The 26,179-nt window shown below is 54.8% G+C and carries 24 protein-coding genes; 13 read left to right on the forward strand and 11 right to left on the reverse strand.

Going from position 1 to position 26,179, the window contains the following annotated elements; all coding sequences use genetic code 11:
* Positions 1-120: 120 nt before the first annotated feature.
* Positions 121-939, reverse strand: coding sequence for a crotonase/enoyl-CoA hydratase family protein (locus tag WC562_01685; protein MFA5054871.1), 819 nt, complete (start codon positions 937-939; stop codon positions 121-123).
* Positions 940-1,360: 421 nt separating this feature from the next.
* Between WC562_01685 and WC562_01690 the strand changes: the two genes are divergently transcribed.
* Positions 1,361-2,392 (forward strand): histone deacetylase, encoded by a 1,032-nt coding sequence (locus WC562_01690; GenBank protein ID MFA5054872.1) that lies wholly within the window; start codon positions 1,361-1,363, stop codon positions 2,390-2,392.
* A 119-nt stretch (positions 2,393-2,511) separates the two neighbouring features.
* Here the strand turns inward: WC562_01690 and WC562_01695 are convergent, their stop codons facing one another.
* The 10 genes from WC562_01695 to WC562_01740 all read right to left on the reverse strand — a co-directional run bounded on the left by WC562_01695 (position 2,512) and on the right by WC562_01740 (position 14,450).
* The gene (locus tag WC562_01695) at positions 2,512-3,432 is read right to left on the reverse strand and encodes a cation diffusion facilitator family transporter (GenBank protein MFA5054873.1); all 921 of its coding nucleotides are present in this window, start codon (positions 3,430-3,432) and stop codon (positions 2,512-2,514) included.
* Between the two features lie 288 nt (positions 3,433-3,720).
* Positions 3,721-4,689, reverse strand: a complete 969-nt coding sequence (gene secF, locus WC562_01700) for a protein translocase subunit SecF (protein MFA5054874.1) — start codon at positions 4,687-4,689, stop codon at positions 3,721-3,723.
* A gap of 9 nt (positions 4,690-4,698) precedes the next feature.
* The gene (gene secD, locus WC562_01705) at positions 4,699-6,180 is read right to left on the reverse strand and encodes a protein translocase subunit SecD (protein MFA5054875.1); all 1,482 of its coding nucleotides are present in this window, start codon (positions 6,178-6,180) and stop codon (positions 4,699-4,701) included.
* A gap of 17 nt (positions 6,181-6,197) precedes the next feature.
* Positions 6,198-7,658 carry an HD domain-containing protein gene (locus tag WC562_01710; GenBank protein MFA5054876.1) on the reverse strand — a complete coding sequence of 487 codons (1,461 nt, stop codon included), beginning with the start codon at positions 7,656-7,658 and terminating at the stop codon, positions 6,198-6,200.
* A gap of 14 nt (positions 7,659-7,672) precedes the next feature.
* A complete protein-coding gene (def, locus tag WC562_01715) occupies positions 7,673-8,164 on the reverse strand; it encodes a peptide deformylase (GenBank protein MFA5054877.1) in 492 nt (163 codons plus the stop codon).
* A gap of 342 nt (positions 8,165-8,506) precedes the next feature.
* Positions 8,507-10,918: a primosomal protein N' gene (gene priA, locus WC562_01720; GenBank protein ID MFA5054878.1), complete on the reverse strand. Its 2,412-nt coding sequence runs from the start codon at positions 10,916-10,918 to the stop codon at positions 8,507-8,509.
* Between the two features lie 24 nt (positions 10,919-10,942).
* Entirely contained in the window at positions 10,943-11,320 is a 378-nt protein-coding gene (rplS, locus tag WC562_01725; protein ID MFA5054879.1) for a 50S ribosomal protein L19, read from the reverse strand.
* Positions 11,320-12,051: a tRNA (guanosine(37)-N1)-methyltransferase TrmD gene (gene trmD, locus WC562_01730; protein ID MFA5054880.1), complete on the reverse strand. Its 732-nt coding sequence runs from the start codon at positions 12,049-12,051 to the stop codon at positions 11,320-11,322. Before trmD ends, rplS begins: the two co-directional genes overlap by 1 nt.
* Before the next feature lie 41 nt (positions 12,052-12,092).
* Positions 12,093-12,593: a molybdopterin adenylyltransferase gene (mog, locus tag WC562_01735; GenBank protein MFA5054881.1), complete on the reverse strand. Its 501-nt coding sequence runs from the start codon at positions 12,591-12,593 to the stop codon at positions 12,093-12,095.
* 3 nt (positions 12,594-12,596) lie between these two features.
* A complete protein-coding gene (locus WC562_01740) occupies positions 12,597-14,450 on the reverse strand; it encodes a hypothetical protein (protein ID MFA5054882.1) in 1,854 nt (617 codons plus the stop codon).
* 290 nt (positions 14,451-14,740) lie between these two features.
* Here WC562_01740 and mraZ point away from each other — a divergent pair, with 290 nt between their 5' ends.
* From mraZ to proC, 12 genes are all read left to right on the forward strand, one after another.
* Complete coding sequence (gene mraZ / locus WC562_01745; protein MFA5054883.1) at positions 14,741-15,175, forward strand: division/cell wall cluster transcriptional repressor MraZ; 435 nt, start codon at positions 14,741-14,743, stop codon at positions 15,173-15,175.
* The gene (gene rsmH, locus WC562_01750) at positions 15,172-16,077 is read left to right on the forward strand and encodes a 16S rRNA (cytosine(1402)-N(4))-methyltransferase RsmH (GenBank protein MFA5054884.1); all 906 of its coding nucleotides are present in this window, start codon (positions 15,172-15,174) and stop codon (positions 16,075-16,077) included. Before mraZ ends, rsmH begins: the two co-directional genes overlap by 4 nt.
* A gap of 118 nt (positions 16,078-16,195) precedes the next feature.
* The gene (gene ftsA, locus WC562_01755; protein MFA5054885.1) at positions 16,196-17,416 is read left to right on the forward strand and encodes a cell division protein FtsA; all 1,221 of its coding nucleotides are present in this window, start codon (positions 16,196-16,198) and stop codon (positions 17,414-17,416) included.
* 30 nt (positions 17,417-17,446) lie between these two features.
* The gene (gene ftsZ, locus WC562_01760) at positions 17,447-18,577 is read left to right on the forward strand and encodes a cell division protein FtsZ (protein MFA5054886.1); all 1,131 of its coding nucleotides are present in this window, start codon (positions 17,447-17,449) and stop codon (positions 18,575-18,577) included.
* Between the two features lie 265 nt (positions 18,578-18,842).
* Entirely contained in the window at positions 18,843-19,451 is a 609-nt protein-coding gene (nrdR, locus tag WC562_01765; GenBank protein ID MFA5054887.1) for a transcriptional regulator NrdR, read from the forward strand.
* Positions 19,402-22,074, forward strand: coding sequence for a vitamin B12-dependent ribonucleotide reductase (locus WC562_01770; protein MFA5054888.1), 2,673 nt, complete (start codon positions 19,402-19,404; stop codon positions 22,072-22,074). Before nrdR ends, WC562_01770 begins: the two co-directional genes overlap by 50 nt.
* Positions 22,075-22,089: 15 nt before the next feature.
* Entirely contained in the window at positions 22,090-22,332 is a 243-nt protein-coding gene (locus tag WC562_01775) for a hypothetical protein (protein ID MFA5054889.1), read from the forward strand.
* Between the two features lie 10 nt (positions 22,333-22,342).
* Positions 22,343-22,576 carry a hypothetical protein gene (locus WC562_01780; GenBank protein MFA5054890.1) on the forward strand — a complete coding sequence of 78 codons (234 nt, stop codon included), beginning with the start codon at positions 22,343-22,345 and terminating at the stop codon, positions 22,574-22,576.
* A gap of 9 nt (positions 22,577-22,585) precedes the next feature.
* Positions 22,586-24,214 (forward strand): radical SAM protein, encoded by a 1,629-nt coding sequence (locus tag WC562_01785; GenBank protein ID MFA5054891.1) that lies wholly within the window; start codon positions 22,586-22,588, stop codon positions 24,212-24,214.
* Positions 24,199-24,879: a YggS family pyridoxal phosphate-dependent enzyme gene (locus WC562_01790; GenBank protein ID MFA5054892.1), complete on the forward strand. Its 681-nt coding sequence runs from the start codon at positions 24,199-24,201 to the stop codon at positions 24,877-24,879. Before WC562_01785 ends, WC562_01790 begins: the two co-directional genes overlap by 16 nt.
* Positions 24,880-24,911: 32 nt before the next feature.
* A complete protein-coding gene (locus tag WC562_01795) occupies positions 24,912-25,304 on the forward strand; it encodes a hypothetical protein (protein MFA5054893.1) in 393 nt (130 codons plus the stop codon).
* The gene (proC, locus tag WC562_01800) at positions 25,301-26,104 is read left to right on the forward strand and encodes a pyrroline-5-carboxylate reductase (GenBank protein ID MFA5054894.1); all 804 of its coding nucleotides are present in this window, start codon (positions 25,301-25,303) and stop codon (positions 26,102-26,104) included. Before WC562_01795 ends, proC begins: the two co-directional genes overlap by 4 nt.
* Positions 26,105-26,179 lie beyond the last annotated feature (75 nt).

Here is a 26,179-nt window from a genome sequence, read left to right on the forward strand (position 1 = left end):
TTAAACTCCCCCCAAGAGTGGGGGCCAGGGGGTTGACATATAACACAAGGCCCCCGCGCTCTTAACTGCACAGGGGCCTGATAACATCGACGGATAGCGTCGACCCGCTCGCCCTCTTGACTACTTGTTCTTATACTCCGGTTTGCGTTTCTCTTTAAAAGCCTTCATGCCTTCCTTGGAATCCTCGGAGGCGAAGACCGGCCAGCCTAGTGCGTCCATCTGCCTCAGCGCCTCATCGTACGGCACCGACGCGTCGATCTCGCGCAACGTGCGCGTGATAGCCCTGATCGATATCGGCCCGTTATCGCACATCTGGCGGGCTATATTCATGGCCTCCTCCAGCGCCTTCCCCTTGGGAACCACGCGGTTGATAAGCCCCCACTCCATGGCCTGCTGCGCCGGTATGTGATGGCCCAGCAGCAGGATCTCCGCCGCCCTGCAATAAGGTATCTGACGCGGTATGCGGAACGCGGTGCCCGCCATGGGATAGAGGCTGCGCACCACCTCGGTCACGCCGAACTTGGAGTCATCGGCGCCTACACGTATGTCGGTGCCCATCAGTATCTCTGTGCCGCCGGCCACGGCGTACCCCTCGACCGCCATTATGATAGGCTTGTTGGGACGATTCTCGCGGAGCAGCGCCTGCCAGTGCAGATTGGGTATCTCCTGCATCAGCTTCTGTATCTCCTCCACGTTCTCCTCGGGGGCCGTCCCCGACTTCAGGTCCATGCCCGCGCAGAACGTATCGCCCTTGCCCGTGATTACGGCGCAATAGATATCATTATCCTCATCCAGCATTCGCCACGCCTTGTACATCCCGATCAACATGGACGGGGTCAGCGCATTTTTCGCCTCCGGACGATTCAGCGTGACGATTATGATATGTCCTTCCCTCTCGACCGTGCAGTTCTTTGTGGTGATGCTTAGCTGTTCAGCCATTCGTTCCTCCTGATTATCTTCGATATTTTTGAAATTCGACTGTTCGTATTTTTCGCTGCGGGGACACATCCGCTATACTGCCGTCTCCCGCACCAGGTGGAGTATAGCATAGCGACACGTAGCTGGGCAATCCGCAATTGCCCGGACTGGCGCGGTTTGTTATTATAAGAAAACTCCAATAAAGAGGTATCCTTCCGCGGAAGGAACGGGGTATTAGGGGTGTTGTAATGTCATCATCCGGCTTGACCGGATAATCCAGACGCCTTGTTACCGTAGGGGCGCTGCTTGCTGCGCCCTGATATCGGGCAGGGCAAGCCCTGCCCCTACCCGATGATTATTACAATGGGGAATAATAGGGGAACGATCATCGCTTAATCATATATGCCTCAGTCTCAATGAACTCAATGTAAAGGAGGAAGACATGAGCGTTGGACTTGTCTACCATCCGATATATCTGGAGCACGATACCGGGATGCACTGTGAAACCGCATCCAGATTAGTATCGATAATGTCGCATCTAAATAATGAGGGAACGATGGATAAGCTGGTTCCCCTGAACGCGCAGGCCGCATCCATCGACCAGGTGGCGCGCGTACACTCGCCTTCGTACATCTCAGACATCGAATCTTTTGTGAAACGCGGCGGCGGCTACCTTGACGGCGATACCGTTGCCTCGCCTTCCTCCTATGAGGCTGCTTTGTACGCGGCGGGAGGCCTCATCGCCGCCGTAGATGCTGTGATGTCAGGCGACGTAACTTATTCGTTCGCCTTAGTACGCCCGCCGGGGCACCACGCCGTGCGCAGCGCCGCCATGGGCTTCTGCATCTTCAACAACATCGCCATAGCTGCCAGAGACGCCATCGCCAAACATAAGCTCGAACGAGTGATGATCGTCGACTTCGATGTGCACCACGGCAACGGAACGCAGGATGCGTTCTACAGCGACTCAAGCGTGCTCTACTTCTCCACGCACCAGTATCCTTTCTACCCCGGTAGCGGCGACGTCGACGAGATCGGCAGCGGCGATGGCGAGGGATACACGGTGAACGTACCCATGCCCGGCGGATGCGGCGACGCGGAATACGTCCGCGCCTTCGAGGAAGTTCTCGCCCCTGTGACCAAGCGATTCAAGCCGCAGCTTATACTCGTCTCCGCAGGCTATGACGCGCACTGGGCCGACAGCATAGCCGGTATGCAGGTCTCCGCGCCGGGATACACCAGAATGGCGACTATGCTTAAGAAACTGGCTGATGAGCTTTGTGACAAAAGATTAGTCTTTGCGCTTGAGGGCGGCTACAACCTTGAAGCCCTGGCGACATCGGTGGACGCGACGATAAACGTGCTGCTGGACTCTCCCAAGGCGGGCGACGCTTCGGGCAAGCCGCGCCGGATATGGTCGCCGCCGGATACGGATGAACTCTTCCGCAGGATAAAAGCGACGCACAAACTATAACGAACCTGTTAAAGAAGTGCAGGAGTCCTCCTATAAATCCCCCTTTATAAAAGGGGGACTAAGGGGGATTTGAGATACAGGATATCGATAATCCCGTTTACAAATCACCCCTCCTAACATCAGGGCGCCGGCGGGGGCGGCGGACACGTCCCGGTGCACTCATCACACTCGTGGTCGCAGGGCTCGACATGGATCGTCACATGGGCATTCGGCAGCTTGGACATTATATCTCCCTCCAGGTGATCGCACAGATTGTGAGCCTGCTCTATACTGCCGTCGCTGGCCATGACCAGATGCAGTTCCACATAGCGCTCGCTGCCCGATTTGCGCGTGCGCAGCTTATGGAAACCGACGGCCTCTCCCAGCGGCCCGATATGCTCTTCCACGCACAATGCGACCAGACGCTCTTCATCTTCAGGCAGCTTGGAATCGATAAGAGGTGGAAAGGCCTTTTTGGTTAGATCATAGGCCATCTTCAGTATTAGCAAAGCGACAGCTATAGCGATAATTGGATCGAGGATATTAAGCCCGGTCAGTTCAACCACCAGGAGCCCGAGCGCCACACCCGCAGACGTAAATACATCAACGGTAAGGTGCCGGCCGTCAGCCTCCAGCGCTATGGAATCATCACGATGGGCAACACGGAGAAGGTGTCTGGACACAAAGAGATTGACGACCGCCGACACAGCCATGATCCCGATGCCCAGCCATAGCTTCTCAACCTCGGCTTTATTTATTATCTTGTCGATTGCCTCATAAACGATAAAGCCGGCGGCAATAAAAATAAGTATCGCTTCTATCGTTCCGCTGATATTCTCGATCTTGCCGTGCCCGTAGGGATGCTGACTATCGGCAGGTTTGCTGGCCATGCGTATGCTGAAGAACGCTATCAAGGCCGCTATGAGGTCATTGGCGCTGTGAATAGCCTCGGCTATTATGCTGACGCTGCCGCTGAGGATGCCCGCAGTGAGCTTAAGCACGATCAGCAGAGTATTAGAGAGAACTGACAGCCCCGCCGCGCTGGTTTTTGTACCGAACAATATTTACCCCCAGGCTATTGTGATAAACGGTGTTCCTGCTGGTTCTTAGTAGTAGTCTATCGATTCAGACTGGTACATAAAAACCCGCAGGAAGCTCAGTCCCGCGGGTTTTATCCCACTGCAATGATTGTCAGCCCGGCTCTCTCTTGCATGAAGAGCGCCTGTTCCAAGCAAACGCATTCTATCGTGTGGCCTCCGCCGCTGTCAACCCTCCTGCCCGCAACACGGCGAAATTCGAATAATAAGGCTCCGGAAAGACCTGCCGCGATGTCTCTTATAGAACGATATTTAGCTTCTGGCAAACGCGCGCCGGGGATTCAGCCGCCCCAGGATACGACCCAGCGAGCCTTTTTCCCACTCGATCAGCAATGCGGTAGCTATGGCGATCGAACTGTAAGTGCCGACTATGACGCCAACCGTCAGTATTACCATAAAATCGCGGATGGTATCGCCGCCCAGGGCCAGCAGGGCCACGCAGACAAGCAACACCAGGAAGCTGGTATTTATGTTGCGGCTGAGTGTCTCGGTGATAGCACGATTAAACGTCTCTTCAATAGGAGCGTTTGGATTCTTAAGGAAGTTCTCGCGTATCCTGTCGAAAACAACAATTGTATTGTTTATACTATAGCCTATCACCGTCAGTATGCCCGCGATGAACATCATGTTCACCTCAAGCGGAAAAGCATTGCCCAGAATAGCATATATACCGAGTACCACAATGACATCATGCACCAGCCCCAGCACGGCGCAAAAGCCATAACGGACGGAGTGCATCAGCTTTCTGAATGCCCACGCGATATATATGATCATGGCGATGGATGCTACGATGACGGCGATAGTGGCATTCCTTGCTACAGACTTTGAAAGGCTGGGGGATATGCCGTACGAGCTGGGGATATCAAGCTCACCGAACTTATCTTCCAGTGTTGTGTGTATCAGCTCCAGCTCGCTGACCGTCTTTCCTGTATCCGGATCCTGTACCGATTCCTCCAGTGTGTTCAACCTTATTATGAACTCATTAGCCTCGGTTTTCTGAATGACCGCCTCGCTGTGTCCTAGAGCCGCCATCTCAGCTAGCAGATCAGCTTGCGTTACGTCGTCATTCTCAAAGACCACAGTAAGTGAAGAGCCGCTGGTGAATTCTACGCCCCATGTGAGCCCGAACGGACCGACGGGAAGGATGAAAACTATGCAAAGGAGCAACAACACCCCCGATGCTATAAAAAACCATTTACGTTTGCCCATGAAATCTATCACGTGTCTCTCCTACGGATGGAAAAGTTTAACCTTCTTTGCTAATGGAGTGAATGTCAGAGCCCGCATAAAAGCCCTGGTAACTATAATCGCCGTCAACATGCTGACCAGTATACCGATGCCCAGCGTTAATCCAAAGCCTTTAACCGGAGCGGCTCCCAGGGCATCGCCGAACCAGAACAGGATGATGCATATGATTATCGTGGTGAAGTTGCTGTCGCGGATGGCCGGCCAGGCGCGGCTGAATCCCGTCTCTATAGCCGCCCCCAGCGACTTACCCGCCCTCAGCTCCTCTTTTATCCTCTCGAAAATGAGGACGTTGGCATCCACCGCCATGCCTATAGACAGCACCACCGCGGCTATGCCGGACATGGTTAAAGTTACCGGCATCAGCTTGAATATCGCCAGCACGATGGCTCCATATACCAGCAAAGCCAGGCACGCCATCAAACCTGATATCTTGTAGTAGACAATCATGAATATGAATATCAACGCCAGGCCAATGATGCCGGCCACAAGCCCATCATGCAGCGAATCCGCACCAAGTATAGGATCGATCTTCTGTGTTCTTACCTCGTGCAATGTTATCGGCAAGGCGCCTGTGTTCAATTGTATGGCCAGATTCTCTGCTTCTTCCCATGTCAAACCGTCAATCTGGCCATTGGCTCCAATCTGAGTCTTTACTGTTGCAGCTGATATAAGCTCATTGTCCAAGAAGATACCGAGCGGCTGACCTACAAGACGCCCCGTTATCTGAGAAAAGAGCATGGCACCATCATCGTTCCACTCAAAGGCCACTATTGGTTGGTTTGATGTTTGGTCTACAGTCGCAAGACACTTCGGTAGAAGGTACTTGCCCGCAAGCACATATTCTTCGCCGTCGATCAGCCCTATTGCAGGTGTCCACTGGTTAACTATGCTTTCACCATCCGCATGATCGTAATCAAACCCCGGAGTAACGCTGAACGTCATATCCGCCTGATTCATATCGACTATGGTCTGTGTCTCGGCAGTGCTACCCGAACCTACGCCGAAAACATCCCCCACGCCAAAGCCGCTGGTGCTGGCGACAGCTATTACATTATCACTAGCGTTAACAGACCCGACCAGCGATGTGCTCACACCGGTAACCGGCTCGCGGAAGATAAGCTCTGCGGTTGATCCCACCAGGCTCTTGGCCCCCTCGATATCGGCGAAACCCGGGAGCTGAACCACAATACGGTCCGGGTTCATTGTATAGATATCCGGCTCCCCTACGCCCAATTCGTTGACGCGCTTTTCGATAATCCTCTTAGTTTCCTCGAGACGGCCTGCATTATCTGCTGCTGATTCATTGCCGAACTCGGCCTGGTATTCCAGATAAACACCGCCCTTGAGGTCCAATCCCAGCGTCATGCCGCTGCGCCCGAAGATATCGGTCACAGCCACCACCGACACCGAGAAGGCGAATAGAACAACAATAATAGCTAAAGTGATAATATTTCTTCTGCCCATACTACCTTTACCTTACCTCAACTTTGCAAGCCTATCAGCCTCTTAACAAGCGACAGGGCTTCTTCCTTTGTAGCCACCTCTCCCGAGGCCTGCGCTTCGCGGACGGCCTCCAGCAGCCTGCCGATCTCCGGCCCCGGCGTTAAACCGTATTTACCGATTATATCATTTCCATCGATGATCTTGGGAGGTTTTACGACGCCGTCCTCCCTGAAACGCTCCTCGATGACATACCTCAACGTATCCGCATGCTCGCGCCACTTGTCCTGTTCTATCATGGGCCCGCGCGCGGCCAGGTGATCCGCCAGATTGAGAAATATGGTGTCGATGGCTACGTCAGCGACATCTCTAAAGTATCGATATACGGCGCGCCGCGTGGGAAGCTCGCTGTCCCGCGCCAGCTGCCCCGGCCTCAGGTGGTGCTCCACCATCGCGCAAACCATTTCCCTCTCGCGCGAACTGAATTTCAGGCGTTCCATTATGCCGCGAACGACCTCGGCCCCCTCCTGGGAATGGCCGAAGAACCGCATCCGCCCGGACTCCTCGAACATCCTGGTCTGCGGCTTGGCGATATCGTGAAGCAACCCGGAGAGCTTGAGCAACATCATCCTGCTGCGGCCGCCGGCGATCTCCTCCGAGAAGTATCCCTCAAGCTCGGTCGACCACGGCGAAAGCGACAGTATGTCGCCGCCGAAATGCTGCGACCCTTCGATATGAAGCAGGAACTCGATCGCGGCCACCGTCTCAAACGAGTGCTGCAGCACATCCCAGTAATGCTCCTTGGGCTGCTCGGCGCCCCTGGTCTCGGCGAGCTCCGGGAAGACAGCCATCAGTAAACCAAGCTCATCCAGCATACGCAGCCAAACAGCGGCCTTCGGCGCGGCTATGATGCGGCAGAGCTCGTCGCGCACCCTTTCCGCGGAAATCTGCATGATGAGTGCGTGATTGCGTTTTATCTGCGCCAGCGTATCCCCGTCGATCTCGTAGCCGAATTCCGTAGCGAGACGAACCGCACGCAGCAAACGCGCCGGGTCTTGCTTAAAAGCGTCCTCGCTGATCGAACGCACGACTCGAGACTCGATGTCGCCGCGCCCGCCGAAAGGATCGATAACACTGCTGTTAAGGTTGTCGATATCGCCAAGACCGACCGCCATCGCGTCTATAGTGAAATCCCTCAGCGACAGATCCTCCGCGATGCTGCCCCGCATCTTGGCCAGATCGATGTGCAGCGGCGCCTCGTCATACAATGCTATCCTAGCTATATCATTAACCTCATCGAGGGGAACGAACTTGCCGTTCATGGCGGAGGCGAGATCGCGTCCGACTTTAAAAGGCGATGCCCCGATTACGATGTCGATGTCGTCGCTGTCGCGCCCCATCACCGCGTCGCGCACAGTACCGCCCGCAAGGTAGCCTTCGATGGAATTTTCGTCGAGAAGCCCCCTCACCTTAGCTATTACCTGCATCATCTCTTCTTTCAATATCGGGGCGCTGCCTAAATCTCCGGCGTGGTATCATCATCCGTAATTTTCTCGAGCTTGTCCGGGCTCTCAAGATGGTCTATATACAGGATACCGTTCAAATGATCTATCTCGTGCTCCAGGGCCTCCGCCAGCAGTTCATCCGCCTTTATGCGGAACGCCTTACCCTTACGATCGAAGGCCTTCACCGTTACCTGCTCCGCGCGTTTTATCTCGCCCCGGTAGCCGGGCACGCTGAGACAGCCCTCGATAACGGTCCGTTCCCCGGACTTTTTCACCACCTCCGGGTTCACCAGCACGATAGGCTCCTCATCCGGCATCCCTATCACCGCTATCTTGAGCGAAACGCCTACCTGAGGGGCCGCCAGCCCGCAGCCCGACGCGTCGTACATGGTCTCAAGCATGTCATCGATAAGCCTGTTCAAAGAATCGTCGACATGGTTGACGCGCTTGGCCTTGCGGCGCAGCACGGGGTCCGGGTTTGTCACAACAGGTAAAACAGCCATAACTCAATCCTGATTACTCGCAATATTATAGCGGTCGCTGTATTACATGTCAAAGAAAACTCACTGGTTCGATATCTATGGCATACCTCTTTGTAAACCCTTCGACTAAACGAACGTCGACAACCAAAGAGAGGTACCCCGATGAATCGGGGACGGTCATTCCATGATATTGAGGTATATGGAAGGATAGGGGTGTCCGTAGGGGCTTGATTAATCAAGCCCTTACCTGATAGCCAACGTAGGGAGTTGACGAGATTGCCACGTCGCTCTTCCGCATAGTGCTATCGAGGAATCCTTCCGTACAATATCGATCATGGAAGGACTCGCAATGACATTAGGCGCTTATAGCAAACTCACCGGATCGATATCTACGGCCCAGCGCGGCGGGATGGACATCTTCGACAGCAGCGACGCCGGGTCGTCGGCGCGCATCACTATCTGCCAGCGGTATCGCCCGCGCACCCGCCTCACGAAAGCCGGCGCAGGACCGATGAGCGACACCTGCGCTCCCCACGAATCCGCCTCCGATTTCAAGCGGCGGTACATCGCCTCGGACTCCCTGCGGCAGTTCTCATCATTCGTATCGGTATACAGCAGGCGCGCCAGGCGGCTGAACGGAGGATTGCGGTACTGGCGGCGCAGCGCTATCTCCTTCTCATAGAAGCAGGCGTAATCCTGCTCGGCGACGCATGCCACGGCATAGTGCTCCGGCGAGTAGCTCTGCACTATGACCTGCCCCCCCAGCGCGCCCCTGCCCGCCCTGCCCGCGACCTGGGACAGCAGCTGGAACGTGCGCTCGGCGGAGCGGAAGTCGGGCAGGTTGAGATTGACATCGGCGTTGATGACGCCGACGAGCGTGACGAGAGGAAAATCCAGTCCTTTTGCTATCATCTGCGTGCCGATGAGGATATCGGCCTCGTGCGCCATGAAGCGCTCCAGTATCTCCTCGTGCGAGTATTTGCTGCTGATAACGTCTCGATCCCAGCGCATGAGCCGGGCCTGAGGGAAGAGCAGTTTTATCTCCTCCTCAACCTTCTGCGTGCCCAGCCCCAGGAATCTGATGCGCTTGCTCTTACACTCGGGACAGACCGAAGGCAGCTTCTGATGGCTGTTGCAGTGATGGCATACCAGGTCTTCGTCGGCGGAGTGATAGGTCATCGATATATCGCAGCGCCTGCACCGCAGCACATGCCCGCAATCCCTGCACTGCACAAACGTTGCGGCCCCCCTGCGGTTCAGGAAAAGTATCACCTGCTCCTGCGCCGCCAGCGCCCTGCCGATATCCGAGCTGAGCGCACGGCTGAAGATACTGCGGTTGCCCGCCTTTAGCTCCTCGCGCATATCGACGATTCTTACCTGCTTCTCTCCCTTTGCGATGCGCTCGGGCATCTCCAGGAGGCGATATTCTCCCCGTCTGCTGCGATGGTAGCTTATGACATCCGGCGAGGCGCTTCCCAGGATGACCGTCGCGCCCGTAAGCCGCGCCAGCTCGATGGCGACATCCTTGGCGTTGTAGCGCGGCGATTGCTCGTGCTGCTTGTAAGTCCATTCGTGCTCTTCATCCACGACGATAAGACCGAGGTCAGGCTGGGGCGCGAAGACGGCGCCGCGCGGGCCTATGACCACATCGAACTCTCCCTGCTTTATGCGCCACCACTCGTCGAACTTCTCCCCCATGCTAAGCTTGCTGTGCAGCACGGCGATCCTGCCGGGGAAACGGGCGGCGAACCGTGCCACCGTCTGCGGCGTAAGCGCGATCTCCGGCACCAGCACGATGGCCTTCTTTCCGATTTCGATCGTCTGTTCCAGTGCGCGAAGATATATCTCCGTCTTGCCGCTGCCGGTGACGCCGTGCAGCAGGAAAACCTCCGGCTTTTTCGATATCGTCATCGCGGCCTTGATCTCCCTCCAGGCGTTCTCTTGCAGCGAGGTGAGCTCCGGAGCTATGTCGAGCTGGAAATTACGATGCGCCAGAGGGTCTCGATATACCCTAACCTTATCAACAAAAATAAGCTTCTTCTTCTTGAGTTCGGCCACGACCTGACTGGTGAAACCGAAACGTTTCACCATATCCACGGGCAGATGCGGGCTGGCTCTGAGGAAATCCATGAGCCCGGCCTGCTTGTAGGCCCTGCTCTCTTTGCGCAGGCGGTCGGCCTCTTTTTTGGCCTCCTGCGGCTCGACAGCGAGACGGATATAAGGTGAAATTTTGGGATTAACTTTGGGTGCTCCCAGCTTGAAAGTCCTGTCCAGCAGACCTTTTTGAAGGAGTTGTTTGATGATGTCCGCGGAGCGGCGCCTGCCGAAAATTTTATCGATTTCTTTCGAATCGATGGTGGAGGTGCCGACGATATCCAGCGCCTGCCTCTGCTCCAGCGTAAGAGATTCGAGAACATCATTACCGACGTCGGGAACTGCCGACAAATAGGTGATAACCCTGCGCTCGAAGCCGGGAGGCGTCATCAAAGCAACAGCATCGGATATGGGAGAGAGATAGTGGTTACTGATCCAGCGCGCCAGTTCGATATGGGTTGGAGAAATGATCGGCTGCGGGTCAATGAGGCCTTTTATCTCCCTGGTGTCTTCTACGGAAGGGATTTCCGACAGTTCGACGACTATGCCCTGCGCCACCCTGGGCCCGAAAGGCACCTCTACAGCATGGCCCAACTCTACGGACATATGAGGAGGCACAGCGTAACAGAATGTCATGCGCCGCGCCCCAGGGGAGTTGACCGCTACTTCAGCGTAATGCATCCCCTAATGCCAATCAGTAAATGTTTACTGCTCGGTGGTCTGAGCTTCTTTAGCTTCCTTGGCTTCCTTGGGCCTTTTCTCAACGATACGCGCCTTCTTCGCGGTGAGCCCGCGCAGATAATAAAGTCTGGCGCGACGAACCTTGCCATGTCTCAGAACTTCGACTTTATCGACGGAAGGCGAAGCAAAAAAGAACGTCCGCTCGACGCCGACCCCGTAGGCCACGCGCCTGACGGTGAAGCTGGAATTGATGCCGCCCTTCTTTACCTTGATAACTACGCCCTGGAACATCTGATTGCGCGTTCGTTCGCCCTCTACGATCTTGATGGCAACCTTCACCGTATCACCCGGGTTTAACGCCGGGATATTGGCCTTCGGTTCAACATTGACTAGTGTATCCATTATTCTTCCTCACTTCTTATCCGGGACAAGAATTCTCTATCTTTCTTACTCAAATCCGCCCGCTCCAGCAGGTCCGGGCGCCTCTTCAGCGTCCTGCGCAGCGACTGCTCCCTGCGCCACCGGGCGACCTCGGCATGATTACCTGAAAGTAAAATCTCAGGAACCTCCCATCCCCTGAAATCCTGCGGCCTGGTGTACTGCGGATACTCCAGCAGCCCCGTGGCATATGAATCCTCCCCCGCGGACTCGTCAGACCCAAGCACCCCGGGTATCTGCCGCACCGCCGCATCCGCCACCACCATCGCGGCAAGCTCCCCGCCGCTCAGCACATAGTCGCCTATGCTTATCTCATCCGCGGCCAGATGCTCCCTCACTCGCTCATCCACACCCTCGTAGTGGCCGCAGAGCAGGATTACTTCTTCATAAGCGGCGACGTCCGCGGCTTTACGCTGATCGAACAGCCGTCCCTGGGGAGTGAGCAGTATCACCGGCACATCGCGCTCCCCCCTCACCGCCTCCACCGCCTCAAATATCGGCTCCGGCTTGAGCACCATCCCCGGCCCTCCGCCGTAGGAGTAGTCATCGACCACATGGTGCTTGTCCGAAGTATAATCTCGAATGTTATGTATCGAGATCTCAACCAGCCCCCGCTCCACCGCCCGCTTAATTATACTTTCATTGAAAGGTCCCGTAAACATATTGGGGAAAAGGGTCAAGATATGTATATGCATGGTCTCCTCTCTCCCCAACCGCTGTCATTTCTATTATTAATTTATTTATGCGATTTGTCCGCGCAATCGCCCGACTGTCCCCTGAGCGTCTCGATGGCGTGATTCAGAGCCGGCGACACCACCTCCATGCACTCGCGAACCGCCTTAGGGCTGCCGGGGAGGTTTATTATCAGGCTTCTCTTCCTGATCCCGGCTACCGCCCTGCTCAGCACCGCCATAGGCGTCTTTTTGAGACTCTCTGCTCTCATGGCCTCGGCGAAACCCGGCACCTCTTTATCGATAACCGCCAGTGTTGCCTCGGGGGTCACGTCTCGCGGGGTCAGTCCCGTGCCGCCGGTGGTAAGTATGAGCTCGATGCCCTCGCTGTCCACCCATTCCGCCAGCTTAGCTGAGATAACCTCCCTGTCATCGGGAACAATTTCGTATTTTAACACACGCGCATCAAGAGCGGCAAGGATTTCCTTGATTACCTCGCCGCTCTTGTCTATTCTCTCGCCCCGCGAGCCTTTATCGCTGATTGTCAGTATACCTGCGCTAAACATCTTCTATTGCTGTTCTAAAAACGGCCAGCTCCAGGCTACCCCCCAAATTGCTCCGGTGGCATCGCTAACCTGCACCAGAACGAGTTCGGGAGCAACTACCGGACCGAGCATATATTCATGCCACTCATCCGAAATGAGAGGTGTCCCGAAATTCTCCGCACCTAGAGGTATAGGCTCGCAATTCTCAAACGCCCAATAATGGAGATCGTATATCTGGGTCGAAGTTTGTGGATCACCAAAATACTCCGTTTCTGGATGAACTTTGATCCACCAACCGCCTGCAGCATCCTGCCATATGCCAGTGCCATAATCGGTCAGGTGTGTAGTCAGGTCGACAACATTATCTCCCACGAGCCAACTTGCCGTGCTGCCTATAGGATTGTGGTTCTGGTCGGTCAGGCAGATGGTGATGCACTCTGGCACCCCCATGCCGGGAGGCGTCTCTACATCGAACGTATACGTGGTGCACGGAACCAGCGGGGTTTCAAAATACTCGCTGCCCAGGCACACGCCGCCTGACCAGAAGTGGATGTCATACACATTTGTTCCCTTCGGGAAATAAGTAGGCAGGAAATGTATCTCAACGGTGAAACCGCCACCCGTCGGTTTAGTCCTGTGAACGGAATGAACGCCCGTGATAACCGGACCGCCGGAACACGGTGTCGGTGTCCTGGTCGGCGTAACTATAGGTGTATCTACAGGAACGGGTGTCTCCGGCGTTACCGGAGGAGGAGTTACAGTCGGGGTAGGAGTGGGATTCCATGTAGGCGTGGGAGAAGGGGTCGGGGTTGGAGGAACGTAAGGAGAGACCGCTATGGCGTAGTCTATCTCCACCTGCACCGGCAGGCTGGTGTCATATTGACCCTGGTAGTTCAACAGATCCGCCGCCCAGTTCTGCCCGACGAAGTTCGCCACATCGAAATCATCGGCATAGGCATCGAACTTCCACAATCCGCCCGGGCTGGTCGACTCGGTTATATCGAAAATGTCATGCGATACGTACTTGGCATCGTTGTGCACCGACACTCCGTGAGGATAGGTATGCGCCGCGGGAACACGTCCCGGCTTGCCCGCCTCGGCGTTATCGCGATAAGGATCGCTCACGCCAAGCTGATGCGTATCGGTGTTAACGCCGGCGCAGGTTACGTAGTGGCCACCCACCCTTACCCACTCGCCATTGCTGGCATGAGTGGGATCCGTCTGCAGCTGCCAGAAGCCTAATAACAGTACTACATCCTGGCATCGCTTGACCTCGCCTGCGATCCAATCGAACTCCGGGCTTTTTTCAAGATGCATGTAGAAGTCATCATCCGTGCCTGTATCAATCAAATATTGAGTGACGGCCGCGGCCATATCCTCTATATTGGTGCCGGCATGGGCGGAACCGGTCCTCTGGCCGTCGGTATCCATCCTCATCGCCAGGTCATCCACGAACGGTATCACATTCTGTGTATCATGGTCGTCCCAAAGGGCCGCGCCTACGGGGCTGTACGACTGAACCAGGGGATACCCATCGTTAACGGTCGGCGGCGCAACGGGATTGGGCTCGAACTCGGAGTCGAACCACCACATGGAATTAGCCATAGCTACGGGACCGCAGTAGGACCACGTCGGAGCCGCCGCGGTAAGCGACCAGCCGTTCTGCTTCTGATCGAAGTCGGGCATGCCGCTAAGAGCGTAATCTATGAAACCGCCCGGCTTCCAGTACCATCCGTTCTCCGTCGTCTGCGTAGGTGTCGGCGCAAGTGTAGATGTGGGTGTCGGATTATTGTCGCCTCCGCCTTTACACGCGGTCAAAACCAAACCGGCTATTAAAAGCAACGATAAGAGACCAAAAATTTTGGGATAAGTTTTCATGCTTACTCTCCTCTCGACCGTCCGGCATTCAAAGCTGACTTAGCTTTGAGTTCTTCTAAAATGTAAGCGAAATCATAGCACAAAAGCCCCGGAATGTAAATAAAAATGAGTACTTTTTACCCAATTTTTAAATTCCACGTTAAAAGGTATTGACAAGATGTGGGGAAAGGTGGTAGATTGTGGCCTAAAATGGAAAATAGTTAATAATTTGTTGATTAAATTATTAATGTAAGACAAGAAGAATCAAAGCTAAAGCAGGATTTTAAGGTTTTTGAGGGACTGAAAAGAAAATGTTTTCCGGCGAGTACGAATACAAAATCGACGCCAAGGGCAGGGTATCAATCCCGCCCAAGTTCCGCGGCCAGTTCGCGGACGGTATCGTTCTGAAAGCCGGGATAGATGATGGATGCCTCGAAGCTTATCCCCTGGCCGCATGGGCCGCAGGTACAGAACAATACAAACTTCAATCCGTAGTCCTCAACCAGAAGGACCGCCGGTTAAGACGCCTATTGTTTTCTACTACGTTCAGCCTGGAACTCGATGAGCAGGGGCGCATAATGTTGCCGCCGGCGCTGAGGCAGCATGCCGGGATAAAAGACACCCTGGTAATTACCGGACTCGGGGATTACCTCGAAATCTGGGATAAAGGGGCGTGGAAGAAGGAACAGGAAGACCTGCGCGAAAACGCATTCCAGATTATCGAGAGTGTGGAGAACCGCCAATGAGTTCGCATATTCCGGTCCTGCTCAATGAGGTTATTGACGCGCTTCAGGTGAAGCCGGATGGCCGCTATATCGACTGCACGGTCGGAGCGGGCGGGCACAGTGCCGCCATCCTTGAGCGGGGCGGCCGGGTACTGGGTATCGATATAGACCCTAACGCTATCGACGCAGCAAGACAAAGGCTGACCGGCTACGGCGACAGGGTTAATTTAATCAACAATAGTTTTGAAAACCTGGAAATCGTTTGCGCGGAGACGAATTTCAGCCCGGTGAACGGAGTGCTCTTCGACCTCGGGCTGTCCTCCCTGCAGATATCCGATCCTGAAAGAGGCTTCAGCTTCCAGAGCGAGGGCCCCCTGAGAATGTGTTTTGATCCTTCTGCGGAACTGACCGCTGAAACCATAGTCAATGATTATCCCGAAACCGAACTGGCTAAAATTATCCGCGATTACGGCGAGGAATCGAGAAGCAAAGCCATAGCCAGGGCTATTGTTTCAAACAGGCCGATAAGCACCACGATACAGCTGTCCGCGATAGTATCGAGGGCGGCCGGTTTTCACGGCAGGATACATCCCGCCACAAAAACTTTCCAGGCCATCCGCATAGCAGTCAATCGAGAGCTGGAGCGCATCAAATCAGCGCTGAGGCAGGCAGTTAATATCCTTATAATAGGAGGCCGCCTGGTCGTTATCAGCTTCCACTCCCTGGAGGACCGATTGGTGAAAGAGTTCATGAGGACGGAAGCTACGGACTGCATCTGCCCTCCCAGAACGCCCGCCTGTGTATGTAATCATCATGCCAGATTTAAATTAATCACAAAAAAAGTGATTATACCCTCAAGCGCGGAGGTCGAAACGAATCCATTGAGCCGAAGCGCAAAGATGAGGGTGGCCGAAAGGATTTAGCGTCTTATAAGGCGCTTAGTTTTTTTATATATATAAAAATTTAAACCAGGGGGTGACTCGATGACATGAGAGCGATTTGGGAAAGGGGCAGCAAATCTTTAAAAAAAGGAGGAGGTAAATGGCAAAGAAGAAACAAATAATATCATGTATAGATGTGGGAACAACCAAAATCGCCAGCATCATAGCCACCCCCGGGCAAGGGGGACTTCAGGTACTGGGGGTTGGGGTCACCCACTCCAAGGGCATGCACAAAGGCCTCGTGGTGAATCTTACCGAGGCAAAAGAGTCCATCAGGAATTCGGTGAAACGCGCGGAGCAGGCCAGCGGATACAAAATGGAATCGGCCTACGTCGGAGTTACAGGCAGGCACATCAACTCGCTTAACAAAAAGGGAGTCATCTCCATATCAAGGAATGACCGGCTGGTTCGAACCGATGATTTGAAGCGAGTGCTGCAATCCGCCCGCACATTCACTATCCCGAGTGACCATAAGCTGCTCCATGTAATCCCCCGCGGTTATGCCGTTGACGGTCAGGCCGGCGTGAAAAATCCAGTCGGGATGCACGGCTCAAGGCTTGACGTCGAAACTCATGTTATCACTGCCGCAGTGGCATCCGTCCAGAACCTGGTTAAATGTGTAAGAGCTGCAAACATTGACATCGACGACCTCGTACTTGAGCCGCTGGCCAGTTCCGAGGCAGTCCTCCGTGAAGATGAGAGAGATGCAGGGGTGATCCTTGCCGACATAGGCGGCGGCACTACCGACATCGCCATCTTCAAGGAAGGAAGCATCTGGCACACCGCAATCATACCGGTCGCAGGCTACCAGATCACCCGTGACATAGCCATCGGACTGGGAATGCCGTTTGAGACAGCCGAGCAGATAAAACGCAAATACGGAAGCGTAATGACTGTCTCGGACAGCGCGGACGCCAGCGCGGTCAACCTGAACACTAATGGATTTGGGGTCTCATATCAGGACCTCACCGATATCATTAAGGCCAGGGTAGAGGAAATCATCAAACTCATTGCCTTGGAGATGCCCACCAATTTCTACAAAGAGGTGCCGGCCGGACTGGTTCTTACAGGCGGCTGCGCCAACCTGAGAGGCATCGCGGCGCTGGGCAATGAGATGCTTGGATTGCCAGTTCGCATCGGCGTACCGACAGGCGTTTACGGCCTGGCCGATATCCTCCCCGACCCCACCTTTGCTACCGGTGTCGGGCTGTTACTCTGGGGCTCAAACCAGCAAGAAGGCACACAGGGCTGGAAAACGCAGGGTGTAAGCGAATCTCTGAAGCGTTTCGTGGTCCGGATGCGCAATTTGGTGTCAAAGTAAGATAAGGAAAGGTAGTGAAAGGAGGAAGAAATGGCAAAACCAGGATTTGTCCCCAACCCGGCAAAAATTAAGGTATTAGGACTAGGCGGAGGCGGATGCAACGCCGTCTCCCGAATGGTTCAAGCGGATATTCAAGGAGTCGATTTCATCGGAGTAAACACCGACGCGCAGGCACTGCTGCGCATGGAGGCCCCCACCAGGATTCAGGTCGGCGAGAAGCTGACACGCGGACTGGGTGTCGGCGGCGACCACAACATGGGCATGAAGGCGGCGGAGCAAAGCCGAGACGAGCTGCGTGCCGCTGTGGGCGATTCCGACATGATTTTCCTGGCAGCGGGAATGGGCGGCGGTTCCGGCACGGGTATCGCGCCGGTGGCGGCCGAGCTGTCCAAAGAGGCCGGCGCCCTGACGATCGCGGTCTGCACCAAGCCCTTCACGTTTGAAGGCGTGCACAGAATGGAGGTCGCCGAGGACGGCATCTCACGCCTGCTGGATAAGGTAGACACACTGATCACGATACCGAACGACCGTCTGCTGACACTGTGCGATCAGCGCACCGGCGTGGACATGGCCTTCAAGATGGCCGACGATGTTCTTATGCACGCGGTACAGGCCATCGCCGAAGTCATAACCGTACCCGGCATGATCAACCTGGACTTCGCCGACGTCAAGGCGGTAATGAAGGAGGCCGGACAGGCGTGGATGTCCATCGGCCACGGCAGCGGACAGCACCGCGCCGTAGACGCAGCCAACGATGCGCTGGCCAGCCCGTTACTCGATGTATCGGTTGACGGAGCCAAGGGCGTGCTGTTCAACGTGACAGGCGGAGACACTTTGACATTATTCGAGGTCAATGAAGCCGCCGACGTCATTCGCAATGCCGTCGATCCCGAAGCGAATATCATATTCGGCGTAACCTTCGATTCGGCGATGGAGAACGAACTAAAGATTACGCTGATAGCCACCGGTTTCAATGCCGCATACAAAGGTAAGAAGATGGTGGGCAAGGACGCGGAACTGCAAAAGATCATGCAGGGAGAGGATGCCGAATCAGCTCTGGACATCCCGACCTTCCTGCGCAGCCCGATGGCCAAGCGCCAGATGATGGAGAACACCCCTGCGCCCGAACCGAAGAGAAGTCCCTTCCGTCTGCGCAAATAGCACCTGTTCATAGACTCGAATACATAAGGGTTAGTAAAAGGCCGCAGGTCAAAAAACGATCTGCGGCCTTGCTGTTTTCGTTTTTGAGTATCGCAGGATTATCCACCTCTGCTACGTGCGACTTTTAAGGCAGTAATAATTACTTGCTACACCACAGTTAAGAGCACAGTGCATTCTACCCTGAATAGCCCGGCGCAGAGTATTGACAAACCACTATATGTTGTGGTATCTTTTCCGCACCCCTCAATATAATGTGTTACATAATATGAAATGTCCGTATTGTAATTATCACGATTCCAAGGTCATAGACTCGCGCAGCGTCAACGACGCGATCAGGCGGCGGCGGGAGTGTCTGCAATGCGACGCCCGTTTCACCACTTACGAAAGGCTGCAAACAGCCTCCCTCATGGTGATAAAGAAAGACAGCCGTCACGAGGAATTCAATAGAGCCAAGCTGACGAAGGGCATCAGCATGGCCTGCGCCAAACGCCCGGTGGACCAGGAAACGATAGAGCAGATGGTCGACGAAATAGAACTGCAACTGCGCAAATCAGGTGCCGTCGAGGTCCCGGCCTCGATAATCGGCGATATAGTTATGGAGCGCCTTCGCAAACTGGACGGGATCGCCTACATACGCTTCGCCAGCGTCTACCGCAACTTCGCCGATATGGACGACGTACGCGCTGAAGCTGAGGCCTACGCCAATCAAGCGCCTCTGCAAAATTCCACCGCCCAACTGCAATTGTTCGCCGACAGGGAGATCGGATTAATAGATAGCGGCACAGTTTCTACCAAAACGATAAGGAATTCTCAGGAGAAGAATAATGGCAGCAAACCCGGTCAGAAAAAACAGCGCGCTTCCGTTTCAAAGTAGGATTGCCAACGAGGTCTTCCGTTATTGTGAATCCGAGGGCATATCCGACCGCGGCACGACGGAACAGCTTACGGAGGTTGTAATGCAAAAATTGGAACAGGAATATCAGAGGTTACCGGGTATGGATGTGGACATTCCGGAATGGCGTCTCAGCGCCGCGGATATACGTAAGACGCTGAAAGCGGTTATTGCGGAAAGGAGTGTATCCTCCGATACAGCAGAGCAACGTAGCGATGGAACAGAGGCGGAAGCGAAGGACAACAGCAGTTTCTCTGAGAAAACGAGCGAGGAAAAACCGCTGGAAATTGCGAAGAGCCCCGCCAAAGCCGCCACGCCTAAGAAATCTAAAACCAAAAAGGCCAGGCCCAAAATCGCTCCAGTTTCAGATGATTTAAAGTTCTCGGAAAACGCGATGAGGGTACTCGAGAAACGCTACCTGAAAACGGACGATCAGGGTAAAGCCATCGAGACGCCGTACGATATGTTCCGACGCGTGGCCCATAACATCGCCTCAGCCGAGACCGCGTACGGCACGGAAGAAGACGCCGAATACTGGGAGGAAGAGTTCTATAAATTAATGGCCAACCTCGAGTTCCTGCCTAACTCCCCTACCCTGATGAACGCCGGCCGCGAGTTACAGCAACTCTCGGCGTGCTTTGTGCTGCCGATAAACGATTCCATGGAAGGCATATTCGACGCTATTAAGTACACCGCACTGATCCACAAGAGCGGGGGCGGCACCGGCTTTTCGTTTTCCAGATTAAGGCCCGAGGGCGACACGGTCGGCTCCACGGGTAAGGTGGCCAGCGGCCCGGTCTCCTTCATGAAGGTCTTCGATGCGGCCACCGATGTTATCAAGCAGGGCGGGATGCGCCGCGGCGCCAATATGGCTATTCTCAGTGTGGATCATCCGGATATAGAGAGGTTCATCACAGCAAAAGAAAAGGATGACACCTTGAGCAATTTCAATCTCTCCGTTGCCGTAACCGACAAATTTATGAAGGCCGCGGAAACCGGCAGCGAATATGATCTCCTGAACCCGAAGGACGGGTCGGTATACGGACAGCTTAACGCAAAACATCTCTTTAACACCATCGTCGAGATGGCATGGGGAACGGGCGACCCCGGACTTGTCTTCATCGACCGCATAAACAGGGACAACCCTAACAAAGACCTCGGTATGATCGAGAGCACAAATCCCTGCGGAGAGCAACCGCTGCTCCCTTATGAATCCTGCAATCTGGGCTCGATAAACCTGGCCCGTATGGTGAACAGCGAAAAGCAATGCGTAGATTATGACAAGCTGGATGATGTTATCAAGATCGCCGTCAGGTTCCTGGACGACGTTATCGATAAAAACAACTTCCCGCTTCCCGAGATAGGAGAAATGACCAGGAAAACGCGGAAGATAGGCCTGGGTATCATGGGCTTTGCCGATTTGTTGATTAAGTTAGGTATTCCCTACGATTCTGAAGAAGCGGTGAAGATGGCGGAAGACATCATGAGGTTCATCGATAAGACATCCACCGACACATCGGTGGAACTGGCCGAAGAAAGAGGCGTCTTCCCTGCATTCGACGGCAGCGAATACGGGATCAAAGGAGGACCCAGGGTGCGAAACGCGACGCGCACCACCATCGCCCCCACAGGGACGCTGAGCATTATAGCCAATTGCTCAAGCGGCATCGAGCCGCTGTTTGCGCTGAGCTATATCCGCAACATACTTGACGGCGACGCGCTGATAGAGGTCAATCCCTATTTTGACGAGATCGCCCGCAAAGAGGCCTTCTACTCGGAGAAGCTCATGAAAGACCTGGCCAGCAAAGGCAGCCTGCACGGCATCGAGGGCATTCCGCCGGCGGTAGCCAGGGTGTTCGTTACCGCACACGATATAACCCCCGAATGGCATGTCAAGATGCAGGCCGCGTTTCAGCAATACACGGACAACGCCGTTTCTAAAACAATCAACTTCCCGCAGAGCGCGACCAAGGACGATATCATGAACGCTTACCTGATGTCATACCGCGAAGGCTGCAAGGGAATAACCATCTACAGGGACAAGAGTAAGGAAAAGCAGGTACTCAACGTGGCCGGCAGCAAACGCAAGGATGAGACCAGGCCTCTTGAGCCGAGAAAGCGTTCGCGGGTCACAACCGGCGTCACGGAGAGGGTGGCCACCGGATGCGGCAACATCTATGTCACCGTAAACTCCGACGAGCACGGCATCTGCGAGGTGTTCTCCAGCCTGGGCAAGGCCGGCGGCTGCGCTTCGGCGCAATTGGAATCCACGTGCAGGTTGATATCTCTGGCTCTGAGGTCGGGCGTGGATGCCTCCGCGATAGTCAAGCATATTCGCGGCATAAGATGCCCCTCGATAGCATGGGAACAGGGGCATTCTATACTTTCCTGCCCGGATGCCATAGCCGCCGTCCTCGGACACCAATTAAGCAACATGGACGGCGACAAGACCGCCATCGACAGCATACCGAAGAAAGCCGCTCACGCGGCCAACCCGGTGCCTTCAATAAATATGGGGGGACAGTGCCCGGACTGTGGAGGTATGCTAGTATATCAGGAGGGCTGCCAAATCTGTCACAGTTGCGGCTATACGAAATGCAACTAGAAGGGAGGGAATACCATGCCTGCTGACGCCTATATTATGATAGGGATGGCCGGGTTTTTCTTCATATTGTTCATCCTCGCCTTCCTGAGGGCTAAGAACGAAGATCGAAAGATAGACGATGCTCTATGCCAGCGCATGGATGTTAAAGGCTACGGCTCCTTTCACATTGAGAGCGGCGCCCTGCGCATAGGCGGATGGATTTGCTTTCTAATTGCTTTAACATTGCTCATCATGGGCATCGTGTACCTGGCTGTTTAAAGAGGAGGAAATGTTGGCACAGAAGGACGAACCTTTCACAAAAGACCGGCTCGAATCTATAGAGCAGCTTCAACAAAAGCTGGCCAACCTGGATCGGCGCCTCGATGACATAGACTCAACGGTCAGCGCCATCGCCGAGCGAGCCATGTCGCGGCCGGTTACGCTTACGGTCGCCTGCCCCGGCTGCGGCAAAATTATCGAGATCGCCATTGTGGGCAACGGGAAAATGATCCGGCAGCCGTGATCGCGTGAAATGAGCGGAGACAATGCATCTCGACTACGTTCCTCACGGGAGCAGGGAGCGACCGTAAAGGATTGGGGCGGAAAGATACCAATCGCCTTGATATTCCCCAACACATATCATGTAGGCATGTCCAGCCTCGGTTTCCAGACGATATACAGCCTCCTCAACAGCTACAGCAATATAGTATGTGAACGTGTGTTTTCCAATGAAAACGGCCGGAGCGTGGAATCAGGACGCCCGCTCGACGATTTTGCAGTTCTCGCGTTCTCACTCTCCAACGAACTGGACTACTTCAACGCGATAGAGATTCTGGCTTCAAGTTCGATACCCCTGAAATCAGATGAGCGAGACCATTCTCACCCGATAATAATCGCCGGAGGACCGTGCATCACCGCCAACCCGGAGCCGCTGGCTCCGTTCTTCGATGCGTTCGCTATCGGAGAAGGCGAGAGCATCCTGCCCTCGTTTGTCGACATTATTACCGAAACGGATGACGGCGACCGTGATGAGTTGCTGAAAAAGCTGACAGGCATCAATGGAATATATGTCCCTCAGATCAACGACGGAAGGACGGTAATGAGACAATGGGTCCGGAACCTGGACGATTTCGCCACGACATCAGCCGTCCTGACCGATGACACCGAGTTCAGCAATATGTATGTTGTCGAGATCGCGCGCGGCTGTCCCTGGGGCTGCCGATTCTGCCTCGCCGGATACCTGTTCAGACCTTTTCGCTGCCGTTCCGCGGACAAATTGCTGGAACAGTGCCGAAAGGGCCTTGAACTAACCAGAAAGATCGGGCTCCTTGGCGCCTGCGTTTCAGACCACCCTGAAATCGACGATATTGTCTCACGACTGAGCGGGATGGACGCCGTCATCTCCGTGAGCTCGCTACGCGTCAAGCCGATTTCGGACACGGTGCTGCGGGCGCTGAAAGAAAGCGGCACCGGGAACCTGACGCTGGCCCCTGAAGCCGGCTCAGAAAGGCTGCGCCGTGCCATAAATAAGGGCATAAACAGGGAAGATATAATATCAGCCGCGGATAAGATAATAGACGCCGATTTTCGCCAGTTGAAGCTTTATTTCATGATCGGTCTGCCTACAGAGACGGAAGATGACATAGAGGAGATCATCACGCTGGCTTCTGAAATCAAGGAACGGGCGGAGCGCAGGCGCTCCGGGTGCCGTATTATCCTGGCAATCGAGCCTTTCGTGCCCAAGGCGGGGACGCCGTTCCAGCGATTGCCTATGACCGGCGAGAAGATACTGCGGCAACGCCTCGCATATTTGAAACGCCATCTTGAGAAACGCGGTATAGAGGTCAGGTCGGAGAGTGTGCCCTGGGCTGGGGTGCAGGCCGTACTCTCGCGCGGCGACCAAAGGCTGGCCCCCGTGCTGACCAGGGTGGCACAGAACAGGTCTCTGTCCACGTGGCGGCAGGCTTTAACGGAATATTATCTCGATGCGGACGATTATATCGGCAGGGAGATACCGTCGGACGAACGCCTGCCGTGGGACTACATCGATTCCGGCATTAAGAGTTCTTATCTGGAGACGGAGGTCGAGAGAGCAAGCGCAGGAAGAACTACCCCTCCCTGCCCCATCGGCATCGAGTGCCATAAATGCGGAGTCTGCTGATAATGGAGATCGCGCGCAACGTACAGGAGGTAAGGGAACGCATCGCCCGCGCGGCAGCGAGAGCGGGCAGGTCTCCCGATGAGGTGACCATCGTCGCGGTGACTAAAACCGTGACGGAGGCGGCTGTACGTGAAGCTCTGGCAGCCGGCATCTCCAACCTGGGGGAGAGCCGCGTGCAGGAGGCACAGCGTAAAATCGCGCAACTGTCCGGTTGCGAGACGAGCCCTGTATGGCACATGATCGGACACCTGCAACGCAACAAAGTCCAGACAGCTTTGGAAATTTTTGATATAATTCATAGCATCGACTCGGTGCGGCTGGCGCGGGAGCTGAGCGGGCAGGCTAAAAGGATTGTTCCCGTCCTGCTTGAGATCAACGTGTCAGGGGAGGAAACCAAGGGCGGGTTCCCGCCGGACGAACTGGATGAAGCTTTGGCGGCGATCTCCAATCTGCCGAACCTGTCGGTCAGAGGTCTAATGACCGTAGCTCCCTGGGTCGATGACGCCGAGGAAGTGCGGCCTGTATTCAGGGCACTGCGAGAACTGCGCGACTCCTTCGGGCTGGAACAGCTCTCTATGGGGATGAGCGACGACTTTGAAGCAGCTGTGGAAGAGGGCGCCACGATGGTCCGGCTGGGCCGCATCATATTTGGCGAACGTACATAATTAATTGCTCGATCTGAAAGGGGGACCTAAGAATGGACTCATCGCAAAGGAATCTCTTGTTTCAAGTGGGACGCATCACATCTCCCGAGACGCTGATATGGGATCTGGAGGCCATCGGAGACGTGTCCGTCAAAACACAGCGGTTAGGCGCGGCATTCCTTGGCGGCGGACTGGCTACTTTCGTCACTATAACGTTGACCAAAGCAAAGCTTAACGAAGTAATAGAAGCTATCAACAAACACCTCAAAAGACTGAAGAAGGGTGATGAAGACGACGTGGTTATCCTGCTATCGGGAACCGTCAGAACCACGGCGGATGAGATAAAGTTCAGCGATATCACATGCCGGAAGCAGATATCGTTAAAAGGCAAATCACCGGAGAAGGTTAAAGAACTTATGGTGGAAGCCCTGGCGGAGGCCGCGTGAAGATAGCGATTATCGGCGGAGGCGCCATGGGGGAGGCGATCATCCGCGGCGTAGTGGCCGCAGGATCGATCTGCCCTCAAGACATATGCGTATGCGATATCGACGCCTCACGACTGAAAACACTCAAGAAGACCTACAGCATCAAACCCGGTAAGGATTACAAATCAGCAATTAAAGACGCGGAACTAATCATTCTCGCCGTGAAGCCCCAAACCCTGCCAACACTGCTCCCCGACCTCAAAGGAAACTTGAAAAAAGGCCAACTCGTGCTCTCAATCATCGCCGGCGTAAAAATCGCGACCATTGCCAGGGGGCTCGGCCACGACCAGATAGTCAGGGCCATGCCCAACACGCCGGCCCAGATCGGCGTCGGCATAACGGCGTGGACCGCCTCCGAAAAAACGACCTCGAAGCAGAAGAAAATGGCGCAATCTACCCTCGATGCCCTTGGAAAAGAAGTATATGTAGACAGCGAAAAATATATCGACATGGCCACCGCCGTCAGCGGCAGCGGCCCGGCTTACTTCTTCTATATGATTGAATGTCTAACCGATGCCGCGGTGAAAATCGGACTGCCCCGCGACACCGCTGCAGAGTTAGTATTGGAGACAGCACTTGGAGCCGCCCTGCTGGCGGACAGCTCGCAGCAATCCCCCCGGGAACTGCGCAAGCAGGTAACCTCCCCGGGGGGCACTACAGCGGCCGGCATCGCCGTGCTGGAGAGCGGCAAGTTCAAGGAGCTTCTCGCCGAGACCGTCGCCGCCGCCCACAAGCGGGCCAAAGAGCTGGGCGGGAAGTAAATATCTTTCTCCCCCTTTGGCAAAGGGGGAGAACTATACCTGCACACTGTGGAAATTTTACCACAACGCAGGCGG

Source organism: Dehalococcoidia bacterium (assembly GCA_041649635.1).
GTDB lineage: Bacteria > Chloroflexota > Dehalococcoidia > E44-bin15 > E44-bin15 > JAYEHL01.

Excerpts from the sequence above, each read along its gene's own strand:
- mraZ (MFA5054883.1), top strand. The coding sequence starts at position 14,741 with ATGTTTTCCGGCGAGTACGAATACAAAATCGACGCCAAGGGCAGGGTA.
- WC562_01795 (MFA5054893.1), top strand. The coding sequence starts at position 24,912 with ATGGACTCATCGCAAAGGAATCTCTTGTTTCAAGTGGGACGCATCACA.
- ftsA (MFA5054885.1), top strand. The coding sequence starts at position 16,196 with ATGGCAAAGAAGAAACAAATAATATCATGTATAGATGTGGGAACAACC.
- rsmH (MFA5054884.1), top strand. The coding sequence starts at position 15,172 with ATGAGTTCGCATATTCCGGTCCTGCTCAATGAGGTTATTGACGCGCTT.
- rplS (MFA5054879.1), bottom strand. The coding sequence starts at position 11,320 with ATGGATACACTAGTCAATGTTGAACCGAAGGCCAATATCCCGGCGTTA.
- nrdR (MFA5054887.1), top strand. The coding sequence starts at position 18,843 with ATGAAATGTCCGTATTGTAATTATCACGATTCCAAGGTCATAGACTCG.
- WC562_01785 (MFA5054891.1), top strand. The coding sequence starts at position 22,586 with ATGAGCGGAGACAATGCATCTCGACTACGTTCCTCACGGGAGCAGGGA.
- WC562_01780 (MFA5054890.1), top strand. The coding sequence starts at position 22,343 with ATGTTGGCACAGAAGGACGAACCTTTCACAAAAGACCGGCTCGAATCT.
- secD (MFA5054875.1), bottom strand. The coding sequence starts at position 6,180 with ATGGGCAGAAGAAATATTATCACTTTAGCTATTATTGTTGTTCTATTC.
- def (MFA5054877.1), bottom strand. The coding sequence starts at position 8,164 with ATGGCTGTTTTACCTGTTGTGACAAACCCGGACCCCGTGCTGCGCCGC.
- WC562_01740 (MFA5054882.1), bottom strand. The coding sequence starts at position 14,450 with ATGAAAACTTATCCCAAAATTTTTGGTCTCTTATCGTTGCTTTTAATA.
- trmD (MFA5054880.1), bottom strand. The coding sequence starts at position 12,051 with ATGCATATACATATCTTGACCCTTTTCCCCAATATGTTTACGGGACCT.
- priA (MFA5054878.1), bottom strand. The coding sequence starts at position 10,918 with ATGCATTACGCTGAAGTAGCGGTCAACTCCCCTGGGGCGCGGCGCATG.
- mog (MFA5054881.1), bottom strand. The coding sequence starts at position 12,593 with ATGTTTAGCGCAGGTATACTGACAATCAGCGATAAAGGCTCGCGGGGC.
- WC562_01775 (MFA5054889.1), top strand. The coding sequence starts at position 22,090 with ATGCCTGCTGACGCCTATATTATGATAGGGATGGCCGGGTTTTTCTTC.
- WC562_01685 (MFA5054871.1), bottom strand. The coding sequence starts at position 939 with ATGGCTGAACAGCTAAGCATCACCACAAAGAACTGCACGGTCGAGAGG.
- WC562_01770 (MFA5054888.1), top strand. The coding sequence starts at position 19,402 with ATGGCAGCAAACCCGGTCAGAAAAAACAGCGCGCTTCCGTTTCAAAGT.
- WC562_01790 (MFA5054892.1), top strand. The coding sequence starts at position 24,199 with ATGCGGAGTCTGCTGATAATGGAGATCGCGCGCAACGTACAGGAGGTA.
- WC562_01690 (MFA5054872.1), top strand. The coding sequence starts at position 1,361 with ATGAGCGTTGGACTTGTCTACCATCCGATATATCTGGAGCACGATACC.
- ftsZ (MFA5054886.1), top strand. The coding sequence starts at position 17,447 with ATGGCAAAACCAGGATTTGTCCCCAACCCGGCAAAAATTAAGGTATTA.